The organism is Verticiella sediminum (assembly GCF_007558815.1).
GTDB lineage: Bacteria > Pseudomonadota > Gammaproteobacteria > Burkholderiales > Burkholderiaceae_B > Verticiella > Verticiella sediminum.
Genome location: NZ_VLTJ01000023.1, coordinates 1 through 23614 on the forward strand (window position 1 = coordinate 1; position 23614 = coordinate 23614).

Consider the following 23614-nt stretch of genomic DNA (forward strand, 5'->3'; position numbering starts at 1 on the left):
GCCGGCGAGACGTCTGCGCAGATCGTCGTGGTGCAGGATGTGCAGGCCGACCACGCCGGCCGGCTGACGTCGGTCGAGGCCCAGGCGGCGGGCACCACGTCGCGCATCGAGCAACTGGAAGACGTCACAGCAGACCAGGCGCAGCGGATGACGGCTGTCGAGACCGTGGCGGGCGATGCGCGCTCGCGCGTGGAGGCAGTGGAGCAGACGACGGCAGATCATGCCGAGTCGCTCAGCGAATTGGAGACCACCGCGGGCGCGCAGGGCTCGCGCATCGGCCAGCTCGAGGCCACGACGGTCACGCATGCGTCCCGCCTGGCCGAGGTCGAAACGACGGCTGGCGAGCAGGGATCAAGGATTGGCACGCTCGAGCAGACTACGACCGGCCATGCACAGCGCCTTGCCACAGTCGAGACCACCACCGATACACAGGGCGCTAAGCTCACTACACTCGAGCAGGCGAGCGTGGGCCATGCTCAGGCCATCAGCACGCTACAGGTCGATGTGGGTGACGCCCAGACGTCGATTACCACCCTGCAGGACGTCACCGACGGGCAGGCACAGCAGCTCGTTACGCTCGCTGCGACCACCGGCGCGCAGGGGAGCGCAATCAGCGCACTGCAGACCGTCTCGGGTGATACCGCGCAGGCGCTCACGGTGTTGACCGGGCGCGTGGGCGAGGCCGAGGGGTCCGTATCCACGCTCCAGACTGCATCGGCGGACCATGCCGCCCGCCTGGTGACGCTGGAGGCCTCGGGCGGCGCTGCGTCGGCCAGCATCGAACAACTGCAGGAGGTCGTTGCAGGGCAGGCGCTCCTGGTGGTCAACCTGCAGGCCTCCCTCGGCGATGCTGACGGGGCGATTAGCGAGGTCTACGACGTTCAGGCCGGACATGCGCGCACGCTGCAACGGCTGTCGGTGAGCGCCGGCGAGACGTCTGCGCAGATCGTCGTGGTGCAGGATGTGCAGGCCGACCACGCCGGCCGGTTGACGTCGGTCGAGGCCCAGGCGGCGGGCACCGCATCTGCGGTACAGACCCTGGCGGAGGCGAGCGCGAACCAGGCCAGCCGACTGTCCAGCGTCGAGACAACGACGGATGACGCGGTGGCGAGGGTACAGGGCCTGGAGCAGACCACCACTGGCCAGGCGACGGCCATCGACCTGCTCGAAGTCACGGCTGGCAACCAGGGCTCGCGCATCGTGGGCCTGGAGCAGGCCAGCGCGGGCCAGGCGCAGCGTGTGGGCACGCTCGAAACCACCGTCGAGGGCCACGGATCTGCCATCGGCAACCTCGAGCAGACCACAGCACAGCAGGCGACCCGGGTCAACAACCTGGAGACGACGAGCGGACAGCACGCTTCGAGCATCAGCGGGCTCGAGCAGACCACGGCAGGCCAGGCCCAGCGCGTTACTGCGCTGGAGACCACCACGGGCGACCATACGGCCAGCATAGAGCAGTTGCAGGCGACCGACTCCACGCACGCGCAGCAGATCGGGCAGCTCCAGGTGTCGGCCGGCGGTGCCAGCGCGGCGATCACCGATTTGCAGGATGTCACGGCGAGCACTGCCCAGCGAGTCACGACAGTCGAGGCAGAGCAGGGCGACCATGCTGCCGCAATCCAGACGCTCGAGCGCGTAGACGCCGAGCGGGCGCTGCTGATGATGCAGATGCTGGCCAGCGACGGCGAGGACGACGGCGCGATCAGCGAGCAGCGCGAGGTATCGACCACGCAGGCGCGGCGCATCGCCCAAGTTGGCGTGCGTGCCGAGGACGCGCACGTCAGAATCGGCCAGGAGGAGGCCGCCCGCATCGATGCAGACGGGGCGCAGGCCCTGCTCATTCAAGCGCTGGCGGCGTCGCTACAGCAGACCGATGCCGGCGTTGCCGCCAACGCCGGCGCGATCTCGCAACTGTCGGGGCAGGTGAGCGTTATCGACGGCGCCGTGCAGGCACAGGCCATCGAACTCACGTCGCTGCGCTCCGACCTGGCGACAGCTCAGGGCAACATCGGTGCCGCCGCGGACGCCGTGCAACTGCTACGCACCGACGTGAATAACATCGACGATAGGGTGAGCAGCCAGGCCCAGGCGATCACGCAGATCTCTGCTACGGCGACGAACGCGGGGTCTGCCGCAGCGGACGCGCAGGCTGCAGCGGACGCCGCAGCACAGGCAGCGGCCAATGCAGCGGGCATCGCCAACGGCAAAGGCAAGGTCATCATCCAGAGCGCCCAGCCCGCAGCCGCTGACCGCCTGGCCCAGAATCTCTGGATCGACACGACCGTCGGCGCCAATACCCCGAAACGCTGGAGCGGCTCGGCCTGGGTCGCCGTCACCGACAAGGCGGCTACGGACGCCGCGAATGCTGCTGCCGCTGCTCAGCAGACGGCGAACGATGCGACCAACGCGGCATCGGCGGCGCACGCGGCTGCGAATACAGCCCAAGGCGCGGCGAACCAGGCAGCCGCAGATGCAGCGGCCGCGGCCGGTATAGCGAATGGCAAAGGGAAAGTGCTGATCCAATCGGCAGCACCCGCTGTCGCTGACCGACTCCCGCAGAACCTGTGGATCGACACCACGGGCGGAGCGAACACGCCGAAACGTTGGAGTGGCAGCGCATGGGTAGCGGTGACGGACAAAGCGGCGACAGATGCGGCGGCGGCTGCGGTCGCCGCGAAAGCTGCGGCTGATGCGGCCCAGGTCGCCGCCGATGCCGCAGACGCGAAGGCCATCGCCGCGCAGGCTGACGTGCAGCAAGAAGCGACCGCGCGGGCCGCAGCAGATAGCGCGATGGCTACGCGGGTCGATGGCGTTGACGCCCGCATTGGAACGGCCGAGGGCGGCATCGCAGCTAACGCCTACGCGATCAGCGGGCTGACCGCCCGCGCGGACGATCACGACGGCGAACTGCTGGCGCAGGCGCAAAGTATCCTGGGCCTGCAGGCCAGCGTGACCAATGCCGAGGGCGAGATCGCCGCCGTACAGCAGGACATCGACGTCCTGGCAACCGAGAGCGGGCATTATGCCGCGCAGTATGTGCTGCGCGTGGAGGCCGGCGGCGTGGTGGGCGGTATGGCCATCACCGGCTCGGACAGCCAGTCGGCAGGCCCGAGGCTCGACTTCCGTATTCGCGCGGATGTGTTCTCCGTCGCCGGTACCGGTAGCGTGCCCGGCATCACGCCGTTCGCGGTGCAGACAGCATCGCAGACGGTCCACGGCGTGGTCGTGCCGGCCGGGGTCTACATGGATGCGGCCTACATTCGCAACGTCCAGGCGCTGTGGGCGCGGTTCGGCACACTCATCGCGCAGAGCATCCAGACCACCGAACTTAGCGCCAGCCAGCTCACGCTGGGGAATGGCACGGTTGGCGGCGACTTGCGTAGCCTGAATTTCGCGACGGGCTCCGCCGGCTGGCGCATACAGCGCGGCGGCGTCGCGGAGTTCAACAACATCACGGTCCGGGGTGCAGTGCACGCCAACTCGGGCGCGATCGGAGGCCTGCAGATCGCTGCAACGTACATCCAATCGCCAAATTTCAACTTCGCCCAAGGCACTGGGTACCGGATGTGGAACAACGGAACGGTCCAAGGCGGCACCTTTCAGGGCGCTCGCTTCGAGGGGTCGGACTATGTCTACGTCAAGAACGGCGGCAGCTTTGGGATTCATGACGCTGCGTCGAACACGTGGAAGGTGCTCTACGACGGGCCGACCGGGGTCTGGAATATGAACCTCGTTTTCAACCAGTACGGGTCCAGCTACATGGCCGGCTTGCGCACCACGACGCACGAAATGGAGAACCTTCCCACCGGGGTCGGGGGCAACAGAATCGTGGCCACAGGGCGCCGGTTCAATTGCTACATCGAAGGCATCGGCAACACGCAGATCGTCATTGGCGATCAAGTCACTTGATCTAAGGGGGGCGCCGCTGATGCGCATGCTCTACGACAACGCCGCGGACCGCGCGACGATCACACTGCCCAGTACCGCCCCTGGCCTGGGCGCGGCCTACCTGCAGACCGACGTGCGCAGCGAGGTCTGTCGGGTGCAGTCCGGATCGGCCACGATCACGGCGGCATGGGCTGCTGCCGAGACCATCGACACCGTGGTTCTGCCCGCCGTCCCGCTGTCGGCCGCCGCCACGGTGCGCGCGCGACTCTACGACACTGCGAATGTCGTGCTGGCCGACACCGGCGTACTGCAGGCGCATCCTGGGGGGCGAACTGCGCGCCCGGTCGACGTGGCGCTCTATCTGCCGGCGTCGGTGTCAGCGCGTCGCCTCGTCATCAACCTGGTCGACGCCGGCCGCACGTGGCTGGACCTGCCGCGGCTGATCGCCGGGGTGGCGCACCACCTGCACTACGCGCCGGGCTATGGCGCGGGTCCAGTCATCGAGGACACGGGCTCGCACCAGCGCAGCGCTGCAGGCGATCTCCGTACGGAGCTGGGCACGCTGTCGCGCACGCTACCGTTCGACCTCGAATGGGTGCATGAGGACGATCACGGCTTGGTGCTGGACATCCTCGAATGCGGCATCGGGCGGTCCATGTGGATCGATCTGGTTGACGAGCCAGGATTCTCGCCAAGCGAGCGCGCGGCAATGCGCATCTACGGCCGGCAGGACAAAGGCGGCGCGCTCCCGATGATTGCGCCGCGACTGCACCAAACACGCTTTAGTTTCTTGGGCTGGTAGCCCGCAAATGCATCGACATCCGGCCCGCCTGTGCGGGCCGCTTTCATTGGAGGAGCGCTATGGCGCTACAGCAGATTTCGCGGATCGTCAGCACGTCGGGCGATACCTGGGCCGATCTCGTGACGGGCGCCGCGACCGTCACGTCGCTGGTGTTGGCCAACAAGGGCATTACGCCGTCCAGGGTTGGTGTGCGCATTTACAAGGCCAACGCCACGTCGTCTCTCATCGTTCCAGGCGACGAGCTGGCCGGTGGTGCGTCGGCGCGTCTGCGTCTGCCGGCGGTGGTGCTCGAGGCCGGCGACAAGCTTCAGGTGCGCAGCCTAGGTGGGGTTGACTGGACCGCTTCGGGAGCGACGGTATGAGTACGCTCTTGGGTCCGGTATCCACGCTTTCGCGTTATCGCGAGGAGTCGCTATATCTTGATTTCACGCAGGAAGATCTGGACGCGCGAGTAGTGTTCTCGCGCGAGTCGGCCGCGTGGGAATTCAATGGAGACGGCATTCTGATGCGCGCCGCTCCGAATGTCTGGCCGCTTGAGCACGATCCTGCGACACGACAGCCGCTTGGAAGGCCGCACTATGGCCTGGCGCTGACGAACAAAGTTACTGCCAGGAAGCACAACCCCGTCAGCGTCGAAGGTCTCAGCAATCCAGGTGGACAAACCATAGTGTCGATCGTAGACGACACCGACGCACTGAGGGCTGCTGGTCTGCTCGAGCTGTGCACCAACGGTATGGTCTACAAGATCGACAACAGTGCCTCTTCATCGTCGATCGGCGTGACGATTTCTGGCCGAGCGGGCAATCTCAATCCGCACAGCGTCAGCGCGTTTTGGCGTGGAGCAGGACTTGCCGCGATCAGGTTGTCCGGAGTGCCTGGGCCGAACTACGAAGTCCCGTCCTCGTACGATCGGACAAAAAGGGAGTCTCTCCTGCCGACAAGTGCCGACAGTGCGACATATGCCTCTCTGGCGCCCGGAGCTGTTGTGTACTTCATCTTGCCGCAGCTCGTTGAGGGATCGCTGGCTGGACCGGTGATTCCCGGCGACACATTGGCGGCAACATCTCGGCAGCCTGATACCGCGCATATCCCGATCAGCGGCCTAATCGGTGCATCTGAGGGGGCTATGGTCATCGACGTGTACCGTAGTGCAGCCACTTCGTTGGGCCGGTACGCAACGCTATACAACGCTACATCTCCGGGTTCGAACGCCATCGAGCTCGCTGAGGCGGCAGATTCCAGCGCAATCCGGCTACTCATCGCGTCCGGCGGTGCTGCCGTGCCGGTGGCTGGAGGCGCGATGCCTTTAGGCGCCGTCCGCATCGCTGCAGGCTGGCGCATTGGCCGGGCAGCAATATCGATGAACGGCAGCGCCGTCGCTGCTATGGCGCCGGCGTCCCTGCCGCTGTTGACGCACCTGGGGATATTGAGCCGCGCTGGCATCTACCGCAGCACTGCCCGCGCCCACATGGTGGCGCTGTTTCCAAAGTGCCCGTCCGATGGTCAGTTGACCGACTTGAGCCGCCTATGATCCGCACCATCCTCCGCATTCCGGTTTCCGCGCTCGCTACGCTCGAACTGCAGCCCATGCCTGGCACGGTCGAGGCCGACGGTTATACCCTGATCACTGTGCTTGGCGATGCTCCCGACGGCCAAGTCGTCGCGCGCTACGAATGGGACGGCCGCGGCCCCCTCTACGCACTGACGCCCCTCGACGAAGCCGTGTTGCTCGCGCATCTGGTGCCAGTCCTCGAGTACGACGACGAGGGCAACGTCATCGCTGAGCATCCACCCACGCTGCACATGCCCGTCGAGATCTCCGGCTGGCCACCGTACGACACCGCCGTGCCGCCAACCGGCGGCCCCGATCCCGTTGATCCGCCGCCGGCGACGCGAGTGGGCCTCATGGCCGCCGCCACCGCTAAGCGCTGGGCGGTCATGACGGGCGGGCTGACACTGCCGGGCGGCCTGCGCGTGGGCACCGCGATCGACGATCAGAACCGGCTTACCTCGGTGGTTGCCAATGCGGCGCATGCCGGACTGACCGACGCCGACACCGTCGATTTCAAGGCTACGAGCGGGTGGATGTCGATCACCATTGGCGAGGTCAAAGCTATCGCCGGTGCGATCGGCCAGTTCGTGCAGGCCTGCTACTCGGCCGAGCGCGCGCACCATGATGCGATTGCCGGCCTGACCGAGGCCGAACTGGCCGGATACGACATTGGGGCCGGTTGGCCTCCATCGCAGGCCGCGTAGCCAGCCTATACAACCCGCATTCCACCAGCCCGCCGGCGCCGCCGAGCGGGCTTTTTCACGTCCATCAGGAGGAGGGCGACCTCATGCAACTCACCCCGAACTTCGCCCTGGTCGAGTTCACCCGTTCGGCCACCGCGGCCGCCCGCGGCATCGACAACACGCCGGGCCCGGCGCACCTGGCCAACCTACGCAGGCTCGCGGCCACGCTGGAGGAGGTGCGTGCGATCCTGCGCGTGCCCATCATCATCACGAGCGGCTACCGCTCGCTGGCCTTGAACCGGGCCGTGGACGGCAGCACCACGTCCGACCATTCCAACGGGCTCGCGGCGGATTTCGTTGCGCCCAGGTTCGGGTCCGTGCGCGATGTGTGCGAGGCGATCCGCGCCAGCCCGATTGCCTTCGACCAGCTCATCTACGAGCAGGGCCCCAGGTCTGACTGGGTGCACCTTGGTATCGGCTCGCGCATGCATCGGCAGGTGTTGTCTTGGACGCCTGGTCGCGGCTACGCCAACGGCATCGTGTCTATGCGGGGGTGATGGTGGACACCCTCGACCAAGCACTGCTCGCGCTCCTCGGCGCGGGCGGCGGGATTGCAGCGTGGCAAGCGCTGCTGATGTTGCTGGCCAAGTTGGGCGTAACACGCGCGCAGTCCGGCGCCGAGCGCAATGCGCTGGCCAACATGCAGTCTGAACTCGCGCGCGTCAACGCCGAGCGCAACAGTGCGCAGGCGCGGGCCGATGAGGCCATGCGGCTGTGGGCTGAGGCCACGTCCAGCGTGGGCCGGCTGGAGGCCAGGGTGGAGAGCCTGACGGCCACCTGCGCACGTTTGGAGCAAATCAATCAACGGCTCGAAACCGAGCTTGCCGAAATCAGGGAGGTCATGCGCCATGCCAAATCGTGATCGTGTCCGGCAGTGGGCCGGCGTTTCCATGAGGGTGGCCTATGCGCTGGCCCTCGTCCTGATGATCGCCGCCGGCGGCGCGAGTGCCGCTGCTCTGTATCTCGTGCATCGCAACGAGGCGACGATCACCGACTACCAGGCACGGCTGCGCAACCTAGCTGCAGCCAACGCCGAGATGCGGCAGTTGCTGCGGCAGGACCTACCGCCGCTGCGGGACCAGATGGTCACGCTGACCGGGCGTGTGAACGAGATCACGCTGCGCCTGGATGACATCGCCGGCAAGGCCGCCCAGACGGTCAGCACGGCGGCGACGGCTGCCGACAAGGCGGACGCTGCCGCGCGCCAGTCTGGCGCAGCCGCGCGAACCGCCGGCCAGGCAGTTCAGGCCGCCCGGCAAATGACCGCCGCGGAGCGAGCCGCCCTGAACCGCGCTCTGGAGTATGCCAACAGGGGGTTGCAATGAGGATCGCCCTGGTTTGCCTGGCCGTGGCCATATCCGCCTGCACAACCACGCCGCCCGATCGCACGTGCTCGCCGCTCCCGCTGATCGGTCCAGACACGGACCCAGTGGCGCACATGCGCCTGCTCGCCGAGATGTACGCGCAGTGCGCCAGGAGTCGGCCGTGATCGCTCTCATGGGATGGAAAGGCTACGTCGCGGCGGCCTCCGCCGGCGCGCTGGTGGGCGGCCTGGCCGCGTGCAGTGTACAGCAACTGCGCGTGCAGGCGCGCGACGCTGACCTGCGCGCCGAGCGCGCGATGATCGGGCAGCTCCGGCACGACAACGCACAGTGTTCGACCGATATCCAGGCCGCTGCCGCTGGGTGGGTAGAGTACCGCCGGCAGGCCACCGAGCGCGAGGCTCGGGCCAAGGCTGCGCAGGTGGCGGCCGAGAGCCGAGCGCGTGCCGCCGACGCGAAGGCGGCCGAGCTTGCCCGTCGGCCATCGGCCAGCGCTGACCAGTGCGCAGCGGTGGCCGACCTACTCGGCGAGTACCTGGAGGGGAAGCGATGATCCGGATTGCGATTGCGTGCGGAGCCCTGGCGCTCGCCGGGTGCGCTGCTGCGCCCACCGTGCGCACCGTCACTGTCGAGGTGCCCGTGCCGGTGCCGTGCCGCATCGAGAAGGTCGAGCGCCCTACGTGGGCCATGGACGCGCTGCCGGCAGGTGCTAGGCTGTATGAGACGGTCAGGGCTGCGCTGGTTGAGATCGAGCAGCGCCAGGGCTACGAGGCGCGGCTGGAGGCTGCGCTTTTGACCTGCAGGTAGCCGAAAAGGACTCGCTTCGCGTTCATGCCCCAAGATCTTGCAGTTCGTTGCGGATCTGACTCATTGCATCCATCGCGCGAGGATAGTCGTTCTTTGACCGCAGCGGTGTAGCGCCGCGCTTGTTGATTAGTATAAGCGGCCCGCGGGACACTAGTTTGAGCGATTCTGCTTGTTCTGGAAACACAGCGAACAGCTTCCGCTTATTACGCACGCAAAATTCCGCCTGTGTCATGGTGCCGCTACGCTCCTCGCCCTCCACTATTATCGAGCCAGCAGAAAGTCCAATTTGAATACGATTCCTGTGCACAAACTGCTCAGGCCGCGCTGGAGTGTCTATCGGATACTCTGATACCCACGCCCCGCCTTGGTCCAGTATCTGGTGTGCAAGGTGCGAATTCGTCTTTGGCGATGCCTCGCGTAGTCCGTGCGCGAGCACGGCAATCGTAGATCCATGGCCGTGTAGGGCACCTTTGTGGGCAGCCGCATCTATCCCGAGCGCAAGGCCGCTCACAACGGTCCAGGATCTTTCCGCGAAGTAACGAGCAATCCGTTCAGCTATCACTATGCCGTTCGGTGATGCCTTCCGCGTACCGACAATTGCAACGCCTGCGGGCTGCTTAAGGAGGTCACGGTTGCCTCGAAGGTACAAGACAGGCGGGGCGTCCGCAATTTCCCTTAGGTAGCGCGGATACGCGCTCGCGCAGATAGGAATTGAATAGATGCCGGCCTGACTCATTTCATCGATTAGCCCTGCGGACTTTTGGATGTCCACGAGCGAAAGCGCGGACACCTCCGGCAAGTGGGAGGACATCCAGTCGAAGGCCGCGCGTATGTCAGTCCAGCCATCGACAGGCCGCTGCAATAGTAGAGCTGCGACAGTCGAGGGAGACAATCTGGCTGCTCGCAGCGCCGCAATGCCTAGCGCTGAAGCAATTCGGTCCATTTCATTCATGCGTCTTGCCTATCGCAAGCGGATATATATCTTTCACGCCTACGTCGGAGAGAATTTTGGAGCACGCTGCGATCGAGTTACCGGTTGTTGTGACATCGTCAAGTAACAAGATGGTCTGGCCTCGCAGTAGGCTCACCGCGCTCGGTTCGCATCGGATCGACCGCAAATGTACATCAATGCTTCTGTCACCTCCGGTAGCGAGCTTCTGGATCTGAGCGGTGCGCACCAACGCTTGAGTTGACGGCACAAACCTCGCATCACGCTTGGCAAGCATGGATGCGATGGTGTGCAGCCCTGTGCACCACATGCCCTTTCCGCTTGAGGGCACTACGACGATGTGGATCGGTCCTGCGTGTGTGGACAGCGTAGAGTCGCTAATTCTTTTTACACATCTTCGAGAGAAATCTTGAACGGCGAGCGAATGATAAGTTGCCGAAGAGTCCTTGAGATCCAGGATTCTGCCGCTGTCGGCAGTGAACTTCGGATTCTTTATAGGATTGCCCTCGTCGTCGCGCGCCCAGTACGGAAAGTACTCCGTCAGGTACGCTGTCTGTCTGACTGTCGCCATCGTCCGCCACTTTGATGATTGTTTCGCTCAAATTTACACAAAATGAAACAGGCTGTCAGTGTTTTGAAGCGTCAGGTTGGCTGCTGCTTAAACTGAACGGGCGAGAGGTGCTTTGTGGCTGCACTTCAGTCGCTGCCCAGATCCGCCCTTCAAGCCGATATAGCGGCAGCTTAGCTGTCATTCACCATCAGGAAAAGGATGTTCACGGCACGGAAGAATGTGAATATGGCGCCGGTTACCAAGGCTAGCCAAAGAGGCATGAGCGCTGGGATGACCTGAGTAGGAATCTTTGTAGGGTCCACAAAAAAAAGCAGCAGGGAGAAGACACTTAGAGCCAGATTGGCGAACAGCGCTGATTTGAAAAATCCGATAACCCGATGCCACACCTCTGGGCGACTAGATAACCACTTCCGCCTGGATGATGTGGTGGTCAAGACAATCGCCTTGGCTGTTCCCAAAAAGCCCATCAATATCGAAGAAACCGTAAGGGTTGCTGAAAGCTGCGCGTCCAAACGGGCGCCGAGCGGAACGAGGTCAAAGTAATACCCGGCGGCACCGGCTGCTAGCGCCAAGACCCACGGGTAAAAGACCTCAGTTGCCTGCGCGACGTTCATTACCACGCCCATCCAAGGCAGATTCCTTCTAGGTTTTCACACATTGAAGTGGTGTCGTACCGACGACCTTGGGTGACCACGATGTTCGTTTGACTGATTGTCTTCTGCTTGGCGGCATCAAGCAAGTTCAGATCCACTAGCTTGCCTGTAGGGCCAGCCCGGGCGCTGATCATCAGTTTGTCACCCCCATTGTTTCGTCGAAGCATTGCGGGCACTAGGCGCCTCATCAAGCTCCGGCTGACCTTGTTGCCCGGGATCCTTGCATCAACTGAAAACACTAGCTCGACTCGCTCGGTCCCCTCTTCGGCCGACTCTCTTAATGTGCCGGAAATGCTGGACCCTTGGAAGAGAGCGAGATCGGCTTTGGTCAAGTCGTCAATTAGGACATCGATTCGAGTTACGTCGGAATGTTTACGGTATCGGGTGATAACGCTAGGATCCAAAACAGGCACAGCGTTGTAAGTCGCAGCACCCAGTGTGCTTCCCGCTGCTGCAACAGCTTGCTGAGTAAGGAAGTCTGCCACTTTGGTCACGCGCACGCCGGAGTGGTTGTATTGCATCACCAAGCGTTGGCAGTGCGGAAAATATAGTGCCGAAGACTGTTCCAACAATACGCTACCATGACCCAGCGGTAGGTCGCTTGACGCGACTCCTGGTGTGCCCTGGCCCGGCCAATTGCTGTCCCTTGCTCGACAGAAGGTCATCCGCCAATGTGGCGCTGGAAAATTCGGATGCGTAACCCGCGAAATCTCTTCTAGCCGTACTGTGGTTCCGCCGCATACGGCCTCTCTGTCTCTCAGAGATTTGGTCGATAGAGACCCGAGCAAGGAGTCGATGGGGGGCATGCTCCCGGTAGGGTCTGCCAGTTCGTATAGTAATACTCTGATTGCTTTGCTCATGGCCGAGGGAAGGGTGAACACGCCTTTCTGTTTAACACAATGTCACATGTGTTTAAAGACAGGATACCTCGCCCTTGATCCCCGGCAGGCGGTCGATCTCCCACAGCGGACGACGCACTTCGGGCGTTGGACAGGACTCGTAGAGTGCGCGCAGCTCAGTCCTGGTGAGCGGCGGGTAGCGGGCAACTTTCGGCATGCGTCACTCGGCAACGACCAAGCCCAATGGCTCATCGGGGCCGACCTGCGCGGCATGACAAGCGATCCAGAAATGGTTCCTGAACCGCTGGTTCTGCATGCGCCGATACGTGAGTACGACACGTCCTACGTGAGGCGCATCGAACACGACGCGGCAGCGCTCGGGCGCATTGAGCCCGGGGTGGGGGAGGAGGTGCACGCCGGCAGAGCAGTAGCCGGGAGGCATTGCGGCGAGTATGCCGTTGTCGGCGTCGCTGGGGAGCATGATAGGTTGCAAAATAACTGTATGGATATACAGTATATCCATACGCAACGCGTCCCCAATTTCAGGTTGGTAACAGGTGACCTTACGCCCCGCTGACGTCCTGCCCTACCCTCAACATTCAGCAAAATTAGAACAGGTGGTCTGAGAACCGCATGAATACGATGTCGATTTCTCGAAAACGTTCTAACGTAAACTGTACAACTCGTTGAAATTTAACAATAAAAGTGTATTTCGATGCCGGATTGTGATTCCGGTTGTCGTGGGTTCGAGTCCCATCAGCCACCCCAAAATTCCTACGTTTTAGCATTCTTTGTGGCCCTACAGGCTGGCATGCTGCAGAACTTCCTCGCCCATGAGGACGCAGCCGTTCAACTGCGCGTAGAGGAAACGCATGCGGTACTGCCCCTTGTAGACGAAGCCCCAGACTTCGAGGACGTCGAAGCGCTGCCTGGGGTTGGCAGGGTTCTCGATGCCCGGAACCTGTTTCACGTCTGCGTCGATCTCGATGCGTTCGTCGTTGCCGGCATGGAAGGCCAGGAGTTCGGCTCCCCTTTCGCGGGCGTGAGCGGCGCAGGCGTGCTCGGCCGCCGCGGCGGGCAGCGCAGGCGAGGCCAGAATGAGTGCCGCGGCAAACGGGAACGCGAATTTCATGGGCGTGAGCTGCAAAACCGTCAGCATGTCATTGCGGCTCGGGCCAAGCGGCCTGTTCAGGCCGCACCGATTCGTAGAACCGCGCCATCTGCAGCACGCCGAGGTCGTCGAAGCGGCGGGCGGCGATCTGCAGGCCGATCGGCAGCCCGCTGCGCGAGTGGCCGCAGTTGATCGAGGCGGCCGGCTGTCCCGACTGGTTGAACGCGCTGGTGAAGTGCGAATCCTTCAGGGGGTGGCTCGAGCCGCTGTTGATGGCATCGGCGGCGAAGGGCAGGCCGGGCGAGACGGGCGAGAGGACGAAGTCGAACGGCTGGGTCGCGGCGACGGTGGCGGCGTGCAGCAACTGCAAACGGCTGAAGGCGCGGAATGTGTCTTCCGGCGAGAGCTTGCCGGCAAACTCGGCGGCGGCGCGGATGTAGCGTGCCGTGAGGGCGGCGCGCTCGGGCGGCATGGCGGCGAGTTCCACCCGGCAGCGCATCGTGAAGAAATGGGTGAGGCCCAGGCGCATGTCGTCGGTGGTCCAGTCGGTCATCGGTTCGACGATGGCGCCGGCCTGTTCGAACAGCCGCGCAGCGGCTTCGACCGCTGTCCGCACTTCAGCATCGACGGCCCAGTCGGTGCGGGTATCCAGCCAGAGGCCGATGCGCAGGCCTTTCGGGCTGCGTTGCAGGGTGTCCCAGGCAATCGCCTGCGGCGGCAGGCTCATGTAGTCGCGCGCGTCGGGCTGGGACACGACTTTCATGAGCAGGGCCGCGTCGGCGACGTTGCGTGCAAGCGGCCCGATCACCCGCGCGGCCGCCGGCGGGTCGACCGGGACGCGGCCGTGGCTGGGCTTGAGGCCGAACACGCCGCAGAAACCGGCGGGGATGCGGACCGAGCCGCCGATGTCGGTACCCAGGTGCAGGGGGCCGTAGCCCGCGGCGGCGGCTGCGGCGGCGCCCGAGCTGGAGCCGCCCGGCGTGCGCGAGAAATCCCATGGGTTGCGTGTGAGCGGATGGAAGCTGGAGGGCGAGGCGCCGAGAAAGCCGAAGTCCGGCATGGTGGTCTTGGTGACGATCACGGCGCCGGCCTCGCGCAGGCGTGCGGCGGCAGGGGCGTCCGCGGGGGCGGGGGCCAGCACGGTCGCGGCGCTGCCCAGGGGGGTCGGCGTGCCGAGGGTGGCGATGTTCTCCTTCAGCGTGACGGGTACGCCGTCGAGCATGCCTTGCGGTGCGCCCGCGGCCCAGCGCGCCTCGGCGGCCTTCGCCTGGGCGAGCGCAGCCTCGGCATCGAGCGCATAGGTGGCGTGGATGTGCGGCTCCCACTGCGCGATGCGCGCCAGCACCGCCTGGGTGACCTCGACCGGCGAGAGGCTGCGGTCGCGATAGCGCTCGAGTAGCTGGGTGGCGCCGAGGGCATACAGAGGTGTGTCCATGCTCCTTTCCTTTCCTTTCCTTTTCTTTTAGTGGGGTCGATCGGGTCATGCTTGCCCGAAGGCATAGTGCTGTCCAGGCGGCCGCGAACCGCATCAGCGATTCAGCCCGCTCTCGCGGGCGGCATACTCGGCCAGCCAGGCGTCGAAGCGATCGCGCGAGGCCGCCTCGGCATCGATCATTTTCTTCAGGAGGGTGCGCAGCGTGTCGACCTCGGCCGCGCTCAGGCAATTCAAAAAACCGCGCTCCAGCTTCTTGCCCAGCGGCTCTGCCGCGAGGACGGTGCGCTCGCCGTCGTCCGTCAGGCAGAGCTCGATCTGGCGCGCGTCCACCGTACCGATCTCGCGCGCGATCAGGCCACGCCGTACGAGCGTATTGACCCGTTTCGAGGCAAGCGTCTTTTCGATGCCCACGCTGCGTACCAGTTGGCCCATGGTGATGCCCGGGTGCATCCCGATGGTCCGCAGCAAACGCAGCTCGCGCAGCGACAGCCCGATCTTGATCTCGTAGACCCGGGAGCCCCGCTGGCGGGTGCGCTCGCTGGCCACATCGAGCAGAACGTTGAGGTAGTCGTCCTTGATCCTGAGCGGCTTGCGCACGCGAGTTTCATTGAAGAAAGCAATAGTTGAAATATTCAACTTTTACTCGACGCGATGCAAGCGGAACTTCAAGCCTTGGAGGAAAGCCGCTCGGAGAGCGGCCGACGGCTCATGAGCCGATGCGCGCCCTTGCGCCGTGCCGGCAGGGGGCAGGGCACATGCCGGGCCCGGCCGCAAGGTGTTGCTTTGAAACAGCGCTTGCCTTATCCCGGATATGCGCGCACAGTGTGCAGGTTGGCCACGTTGGCTGATTCGCGTTCTGCGCGGTTATGGGTGAATGTACCCCTATTTTAGGAAATGAGTTTGAAGACGGAAACTGGTATTGTGAAGTGGTTCAACACCGAGAAGGGCTTCGGTTTCATCATGCCCGAACAAGGTGGAAAGGACCTCTTTGCGCATTATTCCGAGATCGAGGGTGATGGTCACCGTTCGCTCGAAGAGAACCAGCGAGTTTCCTTCGTGGTCACGCAAGGCCCGAAGGGATATCAGGCGTCGTCGATCAAGTTGATCTGATCGCGCGCCTGCTTGTGAAGCCGCCCTGCGGCGCTGACCTGACAGCCAATGGCTGGACGGTCGGCCGATAGGGCAGAAAGGCCGAGTCCTGTATGTACGGGGCCCGGCCTTTTGATTTTTTGAGCATGGACGAAAGCCAGTGCGCGAGCTTCGCCTCCGGACGAGGCTTGCCGGGGCAAGCTCGCCGTGGCGCTAGAACGGCAAACGCGACTCCGTCAGTGCGGGATGACGCGGTGCACGTCCTGCAGGCGAAAGCGGTAGCGCGTCACCCGGGCGGGCGAGCCCTGCCTCTGAGGTGCGTGTACGTGTTCGCTGGTATAGGTCGTCGTGCCGTTCAGCGGTACGACCATGATGACGGTGCTGACGATGGAGTTCGAATCGCGCGGCTTCAGGCTGACGAGATCGCCGATGCGGATTTCCTGGTGGTGCAAAGCTTCAGATGAAGGGCGCTGGACGAGTTGGTTTGGATAGATGTTCTTCAAAAATTACCGTGTTTTCTTATGTGAGTAGACATGGCAGTGCGAGCGTGCAATCGCGTCCGGATGGAATCGGCTGCACTGAAATCGGTGCTCTACTGGAGAGCGCCAGCTTTGGCGCTGCGCTAAGTACCCATGGCAGCGACCGGATCTTGAAATTGTAGTAATGAGTCCGGTGCCAACGGCCTGGGCAAGAACGAAATAGTAGTCTCAAAAAGCAGATACGTCAAGGCACTGGGCTGGCCGGCACATTGCCATGCGCCTGTACCGGCCGTGGCGTTCGAGATGTCGTATCCGCGCCGCAGGTATGCACGGCGGTTCGCCGGCTGGCCCACGGCAGGTAAATGATTGCTTGACTTGCGCGGTCGGAAGTCCCATAGTCCCGGGAGATCTTCAAGTGTTGCGATTGCGTTCGATCGTGTGCAATAGGCAGTTCGCCATCATTGTCCAAGTGCTTCCTTGATCTTCTCCATTTCGGGCATGGGCCCGCATTCCTCAAGGAACACTCATGGAAACAGGTATCGTCAAGTGGTTTAACGCGGACAAAGGGTTCGGCTTCATCGTGCCCGAGAATGGCGGCAAGGACTTGTTTGCGCATTTCTCCGAAATCCAAGGAGACGGCTACAAAGAGCTGCGCGAGAACCAACGCGTAAGCTACGTTGCCGGCAATGGCCCGAAGGGCCCGCAAGCGACGAAGATCACGCCGCTGTAAGCAGTCGCGCGCTGCCGTTTGGCGGCAGACAGCAAAGCCCTCTGACGAGGGCTTCGGATTGCAGACGAACCCCACATTTTTCGGAATGTGGGGTTTTGTTTTGAGGGTCAGGCCCGCTTGACCGCGTCACCGCAGAATCGGCCGCCGAACGAGCCGTGATGCGCGTATCGGCATGCATCAGGCCGTGCGGCGTATGGCGTCCGCAGACTTCAAAAGCCCCCGCCAGTCCGAAAGCCCCGTCAGTCCGCGTATTCACGCGGACTTCGTCTATTCGCCCAGCGCCCGTCGCAGATAGCGCGCCGTCACGCTTTCCCGGGCCCGTGCCACCTGTGCCGGCGTGCCTGCGGCCACGATGTTTCCGCCCGCCTCGCCGGCGCCGGGGCCGACATCGATCACCCAGTCGGCATCCGCGATCACGCGCAGGTTGTGCTCGACGACCACCACGGTGTTGCCTGCGTCGACCAGCCCGTGCAGTTGCTGCATCAGCCTGCCCACGTCGGCGGCGTGCAGGCCGGTGGTGGGCTCGTCGAGCACGTACAGGCTGCGGCCGTCCTGGCTGCGCTGCAGTTCCGTGGCCAGCTTGATGCGCTGGGCTTCGCCGCCGGACAGTTCGGTGGCGGGCTGGCCCAGGCGCAGATAGCCGAGCCCGATGTCGCGCAGCACGGCGAGCGGGCGCCGGATGGCGGGTTCTTCCGTGAAGAAGGCGAGGGCGTCGTCCACGGTCATGGCCAGCACCTCGGCGATGTTGCGTCCGTTCCAGGTGATCTCCAGGGTCTCGGCGTTGTAGCGGCTGCCATGGCAGGCCGGGCAGGGCGCATACACGCTGGGCATGAAGAGCAGTTCCACCTCGACGAAGCCTTCGCCCTCGCAGGTCTCGCAGCGGCCCTGTGCGACGTTGAACGAGAAGCGGCCCGCGTTGTAGTGCCGCTTGCGGGCCTGCGGCGTGTCGGCGTAGCGTTTGCGCACGTGGTCGAAGAGGCCGGTGTAGGTGGCCAGGTTGGAGCGCGGTGTGCGCCCGATGGGCTTCTGGTCCACGTTGACGAGGCGGCGGATGGCGTCGGCGCCGTCTGCGATGCGGCCGCCCGTGGGCGCCAGCGCCGGTCCCCAGGCGGGGAGATCCTCGTCGCTCTCGTCAGGCTCGTGCTGCTGGCCCAGGTGCGCGGTGACCAGCTCGACCAGGGCCTGGCTGACCAGGCTCGACTTGCCGGAGCCGGAGATGCCGGTGACCGCGGTGAATGCCCCCAGGGGAAAGCGCACGTCGATGCCGCGCAGGTTGTTGCGCTCGATGCCGGTCAGCGCCAGCCAGCCGGCCGGCGCGCGCGGGCGGCGGCCCGCCTGGGGCGCATCGAACAGATAGCGTGCGGTGACCGACGCGGGCACGTCGCGCAGGCCCGCGGGCGGCCCGCTGTACAGCACCGTGCCGCCGTGCTGGCCGGCGCCGGGGCCTACGTCCACCAGCCAGTCCGCGCGACGCAGCGTGTCCAGGTCGTGCTCGACCACGAAGACGGTGTTGCCGGCCGCCCGCAGCCGCTCGAGCGCGGTGTGCAGGGCGGCGCCGTCGGCCGGATGCAGGCCCGCCGAGGGCTCGTCGAGCACATAGACCACACCGAAAAGGTTGGCACGGATCTGCGTGGCCAGGCGCAGGCGCTGCAGTTCGCCCGGCGACAGTGTGGGCGTGGTGCGGTCCAGCGAGAGATAGCCCAGGCCCAGCGATTCCAGGGTGCCGATGCGCTCCACCAGGTCATGGGCCAGGCGCTGCGCGGCGATGCGCTTTTCCTCGGACAGGTCCGGGGTGCGGCGTACGTCCGGATTGCCCGCGTGGGTGGACGCGCCCGCCGCAGCCCGCTGCGCGCGGTCGCGGCGGCGCGCCGCGGCGCTGGGCGCCGGCGTGTCCGCGGGCGCGGCGAAGCGGCCCTCGGCGGCCGGACGCAGCGCCTGGGCGATGCGTGCCAGCGGCAGGTGGGCCAGCGAGCCGATGTCCAGCCCGGCGAAGGTCACGGCGAGTGCTTCGGGCTTGAGGCGGCGGCCCTGGCAGGCCGGGCAGGCCGTGCCCGTCATGTAGCGCGACACGCGCTTTTTCATCATCGCGCTCTGGGTGCTCGCGAAGGTGTGCAGCACGTAGCGCCGCGCGCTCGTGAATGTACCCATATAGCTGGGCTCGCGCTTGCCGCGCAGGGCCTCGGCGGTTTGCGCCGGGCTGAGGCCTGCATAGACAGGCACCGTGGGCTGCTCCTCGGTGTAGAGGATCCAGTCGCGGTCCTTGCGGGGCAGGTCGCGCCATGGCCGGTCGACGTCATAGCCCAGGGTGACCAGGATGTCGCGCAGGTTCTGGCCGTGCCAGGCCGGCGGCCAGGCCGCGATGGCGCGCTCGCGGATCGTGAGCGACGGGTCCGGCACCATCGTGGCCTCGGTGGCTTCGTAGACCGAGCCCAGGCCATGGCAGCGCGGGCAGGCGCCCTGCGGCGTATTGGGCGAGAAATCCTCCGCGTAGAGCATGGGCTGCCCGGCCGGGTAGGTTCCTGCACGCGAATACAGCATGCGCAGCAGGCTGGACAGCGTGGTCACGCTGCCCACGGTGGAACGCACGTTGGCGCTGCCGCGCTGCTGCTGCAGCGCCACGGCGGGCGGCAGCCCGTCGATGGCGTCCACGTCGGGCACGCCGACCTGGTCGATCAGGCGCCGGGCGTACGGCGACAGCGATTCGAGGTAGCGCCGCTGGGCCTCGGCATAGACGGTGCCGAAGGCGAGCGAGGACTTGCCCGAGCCGGAGACACCCGAAAACGCCACCAGCGCATCGCGCGGGATGTCCACGTCGACATTCTTCAGATTGTGCTCGCGCGCGCCGCGCACGCGAATGCAGGCATCGGGCTGTAGCGTCCGGGGGAGGGAGGGTTTGGCCATGCTGCGAGTATCGCCGATCGGCGCGCCGGTCGATCTGGACGCCGCGCTGGCCGAAGCCTACGCGTGTTCTTCCATGCCTAGGCGCGCCGCTTGTCCCTGAATGTGCCGCGCAGCCGCCGCCAGCCGATCACCGCGCCGCTGGCCGAGACGACGATGCCGCCCAGGCTGAGCAGGATCAGGATGGCGTCGCGCACCGGGCCGAGGCGCAGCAGCGCCGGCACGTCCCAACTGTGCAGGAAGTAGAACAGCCAGCGTCCCGCGCGTTCCGGTTGCGCCAGGCTTTGCGCGACGGCGCCGGTGCGCAGGTCGATGTAGACCCGAGTGTGCGCCGCATCGTCGAAATCCAGCGCGAGGGCGGGCAGGCCGCGCACGGTGCCGCCGTTCATGGCCTCGGGATGGCGCTGGTAGTAGTAGGCGTCGTAGGCGCCGAGCAGGGCGGTCCGCGCCGGGGGCGAGTCGAACAGGTGGCGCGCCGCGGGCTCGACCTGTACGGGCTCGAATTGCGTGGCGACACGCAGCCGGCCGCTCGCGCCCAGCACCAGCCGCGACGCGGCCTGCGCATCGTAGGCCAGCACGTAGGGCACACCGTCCAGGCGCCGCCACTGCAGTTCCACTGGCGCGAAACCGTCCTTGCGCAAGGCTTGCAGGACGACGTGCGGATCGCCCAGGCCGTCGGGCAGCGCGGCCGGGGCCTCGCCCTCGTACGCCGCCAGGTCGGGCCGAGCGTCACCCGGCGAGAACACGCCCACCGGATTCATCGACATCAGCCCGCTGAAGTTCCAGGTGCAGACGATGCCGCCGAAGACCAGGCCGACCCAGTGGTGCCAGTGCATCCAGGGTTCGCGATAGGGCGAGTGGCCGCCCGATTTGTAACGGCCGCGAAAGCGCCAGCGCCAGATGCCCACGGTCACGCCGCTGACGGCGGTGAGCGTGCCCATGGCGGAGAGCGCGATGACGATCCACGACCAGGCCGGATCGACCGACGCGGTGCGCAGCGGATAGACCCAGTGCAGCCAGGCGCCGACGTAGTTCCAGCGTTGCTGCACGAGCGGGGCGTCGAGCACGACCTGGCCGGTGGCCGACGAAATGTACAGGGTGCCGCGCCCGGCGCCTTGCCACGTCACGCGGTGCAGCGGGCGGTGCGCGTCGAGCCTGCCGGCATGGGTCCAGCGATCTTCCTGCACCGTGCCGGCGTAGTCCAGCCGGGCGCCGGGGAGATGGCTCGCGGCTTCGGCCAGCGCCTCCTCGGGTGCGACCGGGGCGGCGGGCGAGCCGGTGCGCGCATCGTAAGCGTAGCGATCCGAGGCAACGTAGTACGGCTGGCCGCGGATGGAGGTCAGGACCAGCGCGCCGCTGTCCGCGCCGATGGGCAGCGCCTGCAATGGGGCGCAGCAGCCTTGCACCGGCAGTTCGGGCAGCGCGCCCAGCCGCTCCCAGGGTGTCAGCTTGGGATAGCCGACGAACAGCATGGTGATGCCGCTCACGAACCAGAGCAGCATCAGGATGCAGCCGGCCACGCCGGTCCAGCGATGGACGAGGTAGGTCAGGCGTTTGAGTCGGGTGCGCAGGGCCATGGTCGCAGCGCCGGTCAGTAGCGGTGGTTCAGGGTCAGCTCGAAGCGCCGCCCCGGTCCGTACAGCCACTGCGTGTCGGTATAGTACGCGGTGGTGAAGTAGGCGCGGTCCAGGACGTTGTAGCCGCGCGCGGTGATCGCCGTGCCGCGGTTCAGGTCCCAGCGCAGCGCGAGATCCAGCGTGGTGTAGGACGGCAGCTCGACGGTGTTGGCGTTGTCCGCATAGCGCTTGCCCACATGGCGCAAGCCGCCCATCGCTGTCCAGCCGGGCTGGAAGTTCCAGCTCAGCCAGACGTTGGCCAGGCGTTCGGGCACATTGGGCGGCACATTGCCGCTGCGCGAGACGGCGCCGCCGCCGCTGGCTTCGATGAAGTCGTCGTAGCGGGCGCGCAAGGCGGTGGCGTTCGCCTCGATCGACCAGCCTTGGCCCAAAGCAAGGCTGGCACTGGCCTCGATGCCGCGGGAGGATTGCTCGCCGACCTGCACGCGCAGGTCCGGATCGGCGGCGTCGCGGGTGAGCAGGCCGGACTTGCGGATGCGATAGGCGGCCAGCGTCCACTCGCCGCGCCCTTGCCAGAAGGCCTGCTTCAGGCCCACTTCCACCTGCCTGCCCTTGGCCAGGTCGAAGTCCGCATTGGCGGGGCCGAGCATGAGCAGCCCGCTCACCGGGTCCGCGGCTGCGGCGTATTGCGCATACACCGAGAGGTCCGGGCCGAGGTCGTAGACCGTGCCCAGGCGCCAGCCGACGTCGGAATAGGTCTTGCGCAGCGCGCGCGTGCCGGCGATCAGATCGTCCCGGGTTACGCGGGCATGATCGTAGCGGATGCCGCCGACGACAGACCAGCGCTCGGTGAAGGCGATGCGGTCTTCCATGAACAGGGAGAACTGATGGGCCCGGTTGCGGTAGCGCGGAATGGTCGGGATGTCGCTCCGGAAGTCGCCCGGGTCGACATCGTACGGATCGACCGGGCCGGAGCTGCCGGTGTAGGTATTGTTGGTGTGCTCGAAGCGCGCGGTGTTGAGGTCGAAACCCAGCGAGAACGTGTTGCCGATGCCGCCCCAGCGCTGCGTGAGGCTCGCGTCGGTGGTCAGGCCCGTTTGCTTCTGATCGTGCGAAATCGCCGTGTTGTCCGAGCGGTCGATCAGCCCCGTACCGGGGTTGTGGACGTAGCGCTCGGCGTTGCGCCAGTCGCGCTGGCTGGCGACGTGGTAGAGGCGGCTGCGCACGCTGGTGTCGGCGTTCGGCGTCCAGACCGCGTCGAGCTGTGTCCACTGGTCCCGAAAACGCATGAAGGCGTCCTCGACGTTGTAGTTCTTCTCGCGCAGGGCGTCGCGTTGCTCGCCGTCCACCAGCGGGGTGCCGAAGTAGCGCATCGGCCGCTGGTAGCCGTAGGCGTGGCTCAGGGTGAGGTTCAGATCCGGCGTGGTGTCCCAGCGCAGTGCGCCGGAGAAGGTGGCATCGCCGTTGTTGCCGCGCTCGACCCAGCCGCCGCTGTCGTTGCCGCTCAGATCGAGCCGATACGACAGGTCCTTGCCGAGCGCGCCGCCGCTGCCCAGGCCCAGGCGGGCGGTGTTGCGGGTGCCGATGGTGGCCTGGACCTCGTTCTCGATGGCGCCGCGCGTGGGCTTCTTTGGCACGATGTCGACCACGCCGCCGATGGCCCCGTCGCCATGGATCACCGAGGCCGGGCCGCGCAGCACCTCGATGCGCTCGACCGACCAGGTGTCGAAGGGAAAAGTCACGCCCACGCCGCCGTACTGGCGCAGGCCGTCGTACAGCCGCATCACCGAGCCGCTGTCGGTAAAGCCCCGCACGGACAGTGAACTCAGCCCGTTGCCGGGGTGGCCCATGGCCGAGAAACCGGTGGCCCGGGTGAGCGCGTCGGACACGTTGGCGTCGCCGCGCTCCTCCAGTTGATCGCGGGTGATGGTTTCCACGCTGGCGGGCGTCTGCCGGGCGGTGAGGCCGAGGTTGGAGCCGACCGAGGCGGGCGCATCGAGCGTGGCGGATTGGCTGCCGGTGACGACGATCGGTGCCAGGGTCGCGGCAGGCTGGGCCAGGGCGGCGGCGGGCGCCAGGCCCAGGGCAAGCGGCAGGCTTGCGGCGCAAACGAACAGACGGCCAAGGCGGGGCGAGGCTGCGCTGGCCTCGTGGCATGCGGACATGAAA

The 23614-nt window shown here is 65.6% G+C and carries 23 protein-coding genes; 12 read left to right on the forward strand and 11 right to left on the reverse strand.

From position 1 onward, the window contains the following. Positions 1-27 precede the first annotated feature (27 nt). From FOZ76_RS27495 to FOZ76_RS11710, 10 genes are all read left to right on the forward strand, one after another. Positions 28-3909 carry a coiled-coil domain-containing protein gene (locus tag FOZ76_RS27495; RefSeq protein ID WP_211366214.1) on the forward strand — a complete coding sequence of 1294 codons (3882 nt, stop codon included), beginning with the start codon at positions 28-30 and terminating at the stop codon, positions 3907-3909. Positions 3910-3928: 19 nt separating this feature from the next. Next, entirely contained in the window at positions 3929-4690 is a 762-nt protein-coding gene (locus tag FOZ76_RS11670; protein ID WP_143948441.1) for a hypothetical protein, read from the forward strand. 59 nt (positions 4691-4749) lie between these two features. Beyond that, entirely contained in the window at positions 4750-5052 is a 303-nt protein-coding gene (locus FOZ76_RS11675; protein WP_143948442.1) for a hypothetical protein, read from the forward strand. Continuing rightward, on the forward strand, positions 5049-6221 hold the full coding sequence (locus tag FOZ76_RS11680) for a hypothetical protein (protein ID WP_143948443.1): 1173 nt from the start codon (positions 5049-5051) through the stop codon (positions 6219-6221). Before FOZ76_RS11675 ends, FOZ76_RS11680 begins: the two co-directional genes overlap by 4 nt. Then, positions 6218-6946 (forward strand): DUF4376 domain-containing protein, encoded by a 729-nt coding sequence (locus FOZ76_RS11685; RefSeq protein ID WP_143948444.1) that lies wholly within the window; start codon positions 6218-6220, stop codon positions 6944-6946. Before FOZ76_RS11680 ends, FOZ76_RS11685 begins: the two co-directional genes overlap by 4 nt. A gap of 83 nt (positions 6947-7029) precedes the next feature. After that, a complete protein-coding gene (locus tag FOZ76_RS11690; protein ID WP_143948445.1) occupies positions 7030-7482 on the forward strand; it encodes a D-Ala-D-Ala carboxypeptidase family metallohydrolase in 453 nt (150 codons plus the stop codon). Then, the gene (locus FOZ76_RS11695) at positions 7482-7847 is read left to right on the forward strand and encodes a hypothetical protein (RefSeq protein WP_143948446.1); all 366 of its coding nucleotides are present in this window, start codon (positions 7482-7484) and stop codon (positions 7845-7847) included. Before FOZ76_RS11690 ends, FOZ76_RS11695 begins: the two co-directional genes overlap by 1 nt. A gap of 28 nt (positions 7848-7875) precedes the next feature. Continuing rightward, on the forward strand, positions 7876-8310 hold the full coding sequence (locus FOZ76_RS11700; RefSeq protein WP_143948447.1) for a hypothetical protein: 435 nt from the start codon (positions 7876-7878) through the stop codon (positions 8308-8310). Between the two features lie 160 nt (positions 8311-8470). Beyond that, positions 8471-8860: a hypothetical protein gene (locus tag FOZ76_RS11705; protein ID WP_143948448.1), complete on the forward strand. Its 390-nt coding sequence runs from the start codon at positions 8471-8473 to the stop codon at positions 8858-8860. Beyond that, the gene (locus FOZ76_RS11710) at positions 8857-9114 is read left to right on the forward strand and encodes a hypothetical protein (RefSeq protein WP_143948449.1); all 258 of its coding nucleotides are present in this window, start codon (positions 8857-8859) and stop codon (positions 9112-9114) included. Before FOZ76_RS11705 ends, FOZ76_RS11710 begins: the two co-directional genes overlap by 4 nt. Positions 9115-9136: 22 nt before the next feature. Here the strand turns inward: FOZ76_RS11710 and FOZ76_RS11715 are convergent, their stop codons facing one another. From FOZ76_RS11715 to FOZ76_RS11745, 7 genes are all read right to left on the reverse strand, one after another. Then, positions 9137-10066, reverse strand: coding sequence for a DNA-processing protein DprA (locus tag FOZ76_RS11715; protein WP_143948450.1), 930 nt, complete (start codon positions 10064-10066; stop codon positions 9137-9139). Positions 10067-10804: 738 nt separating this feature from the next. Continuing rightward, entirely contained in the window at positions 10805-11248 is a 444-nt protein-coding gene (locus FOZ76_RS11720; protein WP_143948451.1) for a hypothetical protein, read from the reverse strand. Then, on the reverse strand, positions 11248-12147 hold the full coding sequence (locus FOZ76_RS28285) for a DUF6731 family protein (RefSeq protein WP_342781875.1): 900 nt from the start codon (positions 12145-12147) through the stop codon (positions 11248-11250). Before FOZ76_RS28285 ends, FOZ76_RS11720 begins: the two co-directional genes overlap by 1 nt. Positions 12148-12346: 199 nt before the next feature. Further along, complete coding sequence (locus tag FOZ76_RS11730; RefSeq protein ID WP_143948453.1) at positions 12347-12649, reverse strand: hypothetical protein; 303 nt, start codon at positions 12647-12649, stop codon at positions 12347-12349. Between the two features lie 276 nt (positions 12650-12925). Further along, on the reverse strand, positions 12926-13285 hold the full coding sequence (locus FOZ76_RS11735) for a hypothetical protein (protein ID WP_170235406.1): 360 nt from the start codon (positions 13283-13285) through the stop codon (positions 12926-12928). Between the two features lies 1 nt (position 13286). Continuing rightward, positions 13287-14672, reverse strand: a complete 1386-nt coding sequence (locus FOZ76_RS11740; protein WP_143948455.1) for an amidase — start codon at positions 14670-14672, stop codon at positions 13287-13289. Between the two features lie 93 nt (positions 14673-14765). Beyond that, positions 14766-15269, reverse strand: coding sequence for a MarR family winged helix-turn-helix transcriptional regulator (locus FOZ76_RS11745; RefSeq protein WP_143948456.1), 504 nt, complete (start codon positions 15267-15269; stop codon positions 14766-14768). A 297-nt stretch (positions 15270-15566) separates the two neighbouring features. Here FOZ76_RS11745 and FOZ76_RS11750 point away from each other — a divergent pair, with 297 nt between their 5' ends. Then, positions 15567-15782 carry a cold-shock protein gene (locus FOZ76_RS11750; RefSeq protein ID WP_143948457.1) on the forward strand — a complete coding sequence of 72 codons (216 nt, stop codon included), beginning with the start codon at positions 15567-15569 and terminating at the stop codon, positions 15780-15782. A 215-nt stretch (positions 15783-15997) separates the two neighbouring features. Here the strand turns inward: FOZ76_RS11750 and FOZ76_RS11755 are convergent, their stop codons facing one another. Next, positions 15998-16264 carry a hypothetical protein gene (locus FOZ76_RS11755; RefSeq protein WP_143948458.1) on the reverse strand — a complete coding sequence of 89 codons (267 nt, stop codon included), beginning with the start codon at positions 16262-16264 and terminating at the stop codon, positions 15998-16000. 502 nt (positions 16265-16766) lie between these two features. On the opposite strand from FOZ76_RS11755, the gene FOZ76_RS11760 reads away from it, so the two are divergent. Beyond that, on the forward strand, positions 16767-16970 hold the full coding sequence (locus FOZ76_RS11760) for a cold-shock protein (protein ID WP_143948459.1): 204 nt from the start codon (positions 16767-16769) through the stop codon (positions 16968-16970). A gap of 267 nt (positions 16971-17237) precedes the next feature. Here FOZ76_RS11760 and FOZ76_RS11765 read toward each other — a convergent pair whose 3' ends face one another. The 3 genes from FOZ76_RS11765 to FOZ76_RS11775 all read right to left on the reverse strand — a co-directional run bounded on the left by FOZ76_RS11765 (position 17238) and on the right by FOZ76_RS11775 (position 23610). Then, positions 17238-19871, reverse strand: a complete 2634-nt coding sequence (locus FOZ76_RS11765) for an excinuclease ABC subunit UvrA (protein WP_143948460.1) — start codon at positions 19869-19871, stop codon at positions 17238-17240. 77 nt (positions 19872-19948) lie between these two features. Further along, positions 19949-21445 (reverse strand): PepSY domain-containing protein, encoded by a 1497-nt coding sequence (locus FOZ76_RS11770; protein WP_143948461.1) that lies wholly within the window; start codon positions 21443-21445, stop codon positions 19949-19951. A gap of 14 nt (positions 21446-21459) precedes the next feature. Continuing rightward, positions 21460-23610, reverse strand: a complete 2151-nt coding sequence (locus FOZ76_RS11775) for a TonB-dependent receptor (RefSeq protein WP_143948462.1) — start codon at positions 23608-23610, stop codon at positions 21460-21462. Positions 23611-23614 lie beyond the last annotated feature (4 nt).

Coding starts and splice junctions, on each gene's coding strand:
- FOZ76_RS11670 (WP_143948441.1), top strand. CDS start 3,929: ATGCGCATGCTCTACGACAACGCCGCGGACCGCGCGACGATCACACTG.
- FOZ76_RS11675 (WP_143948442.1), top strand. CDS start 4,750: ATGGCGCTACAGCAGATTTCGCGGATCGTCAGCACGTCGGGCGATACC.
- FOZ76_RS11680 (WP_143948443.1), top strand. CDS start 5,049: ATGAGTACGCTCTTGGGTCCGGTATCCACGCTTTCGCGTTATCGCGAG.
- FOZ76_RS11685 (WP_143948444.1), top strand. CDS start 6,218: ATGATCCGCACCATCCTCCGCATTCCGGTTTCCGCGCTCGCTACGCTC.
- FOZ76_RS11690 (WP_143948445.1), top strand. CDS start 7,030: ATGCAACTCACCCCGAACTTCGCCCTGGTCGAGTTCACCCGTTCGGCC.
- FOZ76_RS11695 (WP_143948446.1), top strand. CDS start 7,482: ATGGTGGACACCCTCGACCAAGCACTGCTCGCGCTCCTCGGCGCGGGC.
- FOZ76_RS11700 (WP_143948447.1), top strand. CDS start 7,876: ATGAGGGTGGCCTATGCGCTGGCCCTCGTCCTGATGATCGCCGCCGGC.
- FOZ76_RS11710 (WP_143948449.1), top strand. CDS start 8,857: ATGATCCGGATTGCGATTGCGTGCGGAGCCCTGGCGCTCGCCGGGTGC.
- FOZ76_RS11715 (WP_143948450.1), bottom strand. CDS start 10,066: ATGAATGAAATGGACCGAATTGCTTCAGCGCTAGGCATTGCGGCGCTG.
- FOZ76_RS11720 (WP_143948451.1), bottom strand. CDS start 11,248: ATGAACGTCGCGCAGGCAACTGAGGTCTTTTACCCGTGGGTCTTGGCG.
- FOZ76_RS28285 (WP_342781875.1), bottom strand. CDS start 12,147: ATGAGCAAAGCAATCAGAGTATTACTATACGAACTGGCAGACCCTACC.
- FOZ76_RS11730 (WP_143948453.1), bottom strand. CDS start 12,649: ATGGATATACTGTATATCCATACAGTTATTTTGCAACCTATCATGCTC.
- FOZ76_RS11735 (WP_170235406.1), bottom strand. CDS start 13,285: ATGCTGACGGTTTTGCAGCTCACGCCCATGAAATTCGCGTTCCCGTTT.
- FOZ76_RS11740 (WP_143948455.1), bottom strand. CDS start 14,672: ATGGACACACCTCTGTATGCCCTCGGCGCCACCCAGCTACTCGAGCGC.
- FOZ76_RS11750 (WP_143948457.1), top strand. CDS start 15,567: ATGAGTTTGAAGACGGAAACTGGTATTGTGAAGTGGTTCAACACCGAG.
- FOZ76_RS11760 (WP_143948459.1), top strand. CDS start 16,767: ATGGAAACAGGTATCGTCAAGTGGTTTAACGCGGACAAAGGGTTCGGC.
- FOZ76_RS11765 (WP_143948460.1), bottom strand. CDS start 19,871: ATGGCCAAACCCTCCCTCCCCCGGACGCTACAGCCCGATGCCTGCATT.
- FOZ76_RS11770 (WP_143948461.1), bottom strand. CDS start 21,445: ATGGCCCTGCGCACCCGACTCAAACGCCTGACCTACCTCGTCCATCGC.
- FOZ76_RS11775 (WP_143948462.1), bottom strand. CDS start 23,610: ATGTCCGCATGCCACGAGGCCAGCGCAGCCTCGCCCCGCCTTGGCCGT.